The organism is Sulfurovum sp. bin170 (genome assembly GCF_010892395.1).
In the GTDB taxonomy this organism is placed as follows: Bacteria; Campylobacterota; Campylobacteria; order Campylobacterales; family Sulfurovaceae; genus UBA1140.
Genome location: NZ_JAACKB010000260.1, coordinates 1 through 3,112 on the forward strand (window position 1 = coordinate 1; position 3,112 = coordinate 3,112).

General features: G+C 37.1%; 2 protein-coding genes. Both read left to right on the forward strand.

From position 1 onward, the window contains the following. Nucleotides 1-194: 194 nt before the first annotated feature. Nucleotides 195-2,846, forward strand: coding sequence for a valine--tRNA ligase (locus GSY74_RS06115; RefSeq protein WP_164664216.1), 2,652 nt, complete (start codon nucleotides 195-197; stop codon nucleotides 2,844-2,846). Between the two features lie 34 nt (nucleotides 2,847-2,880). Then, nucleotides 2,881-3,112 (forward strand): hypothetical protein (locus GSY74_RS06120; protein ID WP_164664217.1); only part of this gene is annotated, 232 nt, incomplete at its 3' end.

Genomic DNA, 3,112 nt, shown 5'->3' on the forward strand with positions numbered 1-3,112 from the left:
ACTTGGAATCGGAAGGCTCTGCCTCCGCTGTTCGGGAGTAAACTCTCCGTTTCCAAAAAAATAAGAATCGTATAAAAAAGCTTAATTCAACGGCATTGGTGTTTACACCCGAACTATAGAGCTCTAATAATCTCATTAAGCACCTTTTAGATATAATCGCGACAATAAAAAATCACCACAAATATGGACTAAAAATGAGCGAAACTAAAAAAAATGTATACAATCCAAAAGAGATAGAGGATAGCTACTATAAGCTTTGGGAAGAGAGAAACTACTTTGAGATAGAGGGTAACAAATCTATTCAAAAAGAGGGTAAGCACTTTACCATTATGATGCCTCCACCAAATGTGACAGGCAAACTACATATCGGTCACGCTTTGACCTTTACACTCCAAGATATTATTGTGCGTTATAAGCGAATGGATGGTTACAAAACTCTGTGGCAACCAGGTGTTGACCATGCAGGGATTGCTACTCAAAATGTTGTGGAGAAACAGCTAATTGCAGAGGGGACAAGCAAAGAGGAGATAGGTCGTGAAGCGTTTTTGGAAAGAGCGTGGTTACAAAAAGAGAACTCACAAGATGCCATCACCACTCAACTTAGAAAATTAGGAGTAAGTCCAGCATGGTCTCGTGAACGATTTACGATGGATGAGGGGCTTGGTAATGCGGTCAAAAAATCGTTTAAACAGATGTATGACAATGGTTATATTATCCGTGGGAACTATATGATTAACTGGTGTACCAAAGATGGTGCATTATCAGATATTGAAGTGGAGCATGAGGATGCTATGGGGAAACTCTATCATATCAAATATCCACTCTCTGATGGGTCAGGTGAGGTTGTGGTTGCTACTACTCGTCCAGAGACCTATTTTGGGGATACAGCCGTGATGGTTCATCCTGATGATGAGCGACACAATCATATGATTGGAAAGTCTGTTATCTTGCCATTAATCAACAGAGAGGTGAAAATTATTGCAGATTCTCATGTTGATATGGAGTTTGGAACAGGATTTGTAAAGGTGACACCTGCACATGACCCAAATGACTATGAAGTTGGTAAACGACATGACCTAGAGTTTATCACTATTTTTAATGAGCAGGGTATTCTGAATGAGCATTGTGGTGAGTTTGAAGGTCAAGAGCGATTAGAGGCTAGAGCTGTTATTATGGAAAAGCTTCAAGAAAAAGGTTTTGTGGAAAAAGTAGAAGAACACGCTCACCAAGTGGGTCACTGCTATAGATGTCATAATATTGTTGAACCTTATATCTCAAAACAGTGGTTTGTCAAAAAAGAGTTCGCACAGTCAGCTATAGAGAAGGTAAATAACCACGAAGCAGAGTTTTTCCCAAGCCATTGGATAAACTCCTACAACGCTTGGATGGGTGAGCTTAGAGATTGGTGTATCTCTCGTCAACTCTGGTGGGGTCATCAGATTCCTGTCTTTTATTGTAATGATTGTAACCATGAGTGGGTAGAGGATGAGGGTCTTCCTTTTGTTTGTGCTAAATGTTCATCCAAAAATATCTACCAAGACCCTGATGTGCTAGATACTTGGTTCTCTTCAGGACTGTGGCCTTTCTCAACTCTCGGTTGGGGTAATGGTGATGCATTCAGAGGTGAACTGTGGAATGAAGATGATATGAAAAACTTCTATCCAAATAGTCTGCTAATTACTGGTTTTGATATTCTTTTCTTTTGGGTTGCTAGAATGCTGATGATGGGTGAAAATATCACTGGTGAACTACCATTCAAAGATATATATCTACATGCACTTGTTAAAGATGAGCATGGAGATAAGATGAGTAAATCAAAGGGAAATGTAATCGACCCTCTTTTTATGATAGAGAAATACTCTACGGATGCTCTTCGTTTTACACTAGCTGTTTTGGCTGTGCAGGGTCGAGATATAAAGCTTAGTGTTGATAAGTTGGAGCAGAGCCGTAACTTTACAAACAAGCTCTTTAATGCTACTAATTTCTTGCAACTCAACCAAGAACACTTTGATGATTTGGATATTAATAACATTAAGACACCACTTGGTAGATATATGTTGGCACGATTTAGTGTCGCTGTTAAAGAGACTCGTGACTATATGGATATATATCGATTTAATGACGGTGCTACTACCCTTTATAGATTCCTTTGGGGTGAGTTTTGTGACTGGGGTATTGAACTTTCAAAAGCAGATAAGGCGAGTATAGCAGAGCTTGGAAGTATTTTCAAAGAGTCTATGAAGTTGCTTCACCCATTTATGCCATTTATTACTGAAAATCTCTATATGAGACTCTCAAAAGAGAGCTTAGAAGATGGAGATTCTATTATGGTGATGTCTTATCCTGAGGTTTCTACAGTAGACAGTGCTGTAATTGCACAGTTTGACCTTATTATGGAAGCAATTGTATCTATTAGACGATGTAAAACTTTGATTGATAAAGGTAACCAAAAGATAGAAAAAGCTTCTATTAAACTTCCTGATGGGGCAGATGGTGAGATGATGAAGCCATTTATTGAGAAACTTGGAAAGGTTGAAGAGTTGACATTTGTTGACTCTAAACTGGAGAACTCGGTTACGGATGTATCTGATAATCTGGAGAGTTTTATCTCAACTGATGATATTGATATGTCGGCTATTATCGCGAAGCTTACTAAACAGAAAGAGAAGCTTGAAAAAGAGATTGCTAAGTTGAGTGGGATGTTGAACAATGAGAGGTTTGTGGCTAATGCACCTGAAAAAGTTATTGCTGATAATCGTCAGGCTTTAGTTGATGCTACTGATAAGATGGCTAAGGTTGAGGCTGAGTTGCAAGATTTTTTGAAATCTAATCAAATAATGATATAATTTGGATAAGAAAAATTAAATCAAGGATATTTTTATGAAATCAATATTAGTTATTTTATCATCCTTTATAATAATTATTTTAAGTAGTGGATGCTCAACGAAGTATGTTAACGAGCCTACTCTTATAAAAAAATTACAAGGTACTACAGTTTCTGACCATTTTATATTTATAGATAAATATGGAGATATGAGAGATGTAAACGATAGTATGGTTATCAATTATAAAAAGAAAATAGATAATATTTATTCTAAATTTGATAAATTAA

Excerpts from the sequence above, each read along its gene's own strand:
- GSY74_RS06115 (WP_164664216.1), top strand. The coding sequence starts at position 195 with ATGAGCGAAACTAAAAAAAATGTATACAATCCAAAAGAGATAGAGGAT.